The sequence below is a fragment of the Pseudomonas sp. MWU349 genome (assembly GCF_017947325.1).
In the GTDB taxonomy this organism is placed as follows: Bacteria; Pseudomonadota; Gammaproteobacteria; order Pseudomonadales; family Pseudomonadaceae; genus Aquipseudomonas; species Aquipseudomonas protegens.
Genome location: NZ_JAFEVP010000025.1, coordinates 1 through 322, shown reverse-complemented (window position 1 = coordinate 322; position 322 = coordinate 1). Strand labels below are relative to the sequence as shown.

General features: G+C 65.8%; 1 pseudogene. It reads right to left on the bottom strand.

Annotated elements, in window-relative coordinates:
• A pseudogene (locus tag KCG88_RS30825) lies at nt 1-322 on the bottom strand (filamentous hemagglutinin family protein); the annotation flags it as partial.

Sequence of the window (322 nt, the reverse complement as noted above, 5' to 3'; positions counted from 1 at the left end):
TCCGCTCTTGAGTACGCCGCCGTTGTTGTTGATGTCGCGCCCGGCACTGATCACCAGGTTGTTCGCCGCTTCTACCCGGGCGGCGTTGTCGACGAAGTCGCGCTGCTGGGCGTAGCTGCCGTTGCTGCTCTGGTGCGAGGTCAGAGTGCGCTCGTTGATGACGTCGCCCCGGGTTGCGGCGAGGCTCACGTCACGCCCGGCGATGATGCCGCCGGCCTTGTTCACCAGGTCGTTGCCGGCCAGCAGGTCAAGGCGATTACCGGCTTCCACCAGGCCGCTGTTGATCAGGTTCTGCCCGGCCTGGGCCGAGAGGTTGTTGGTC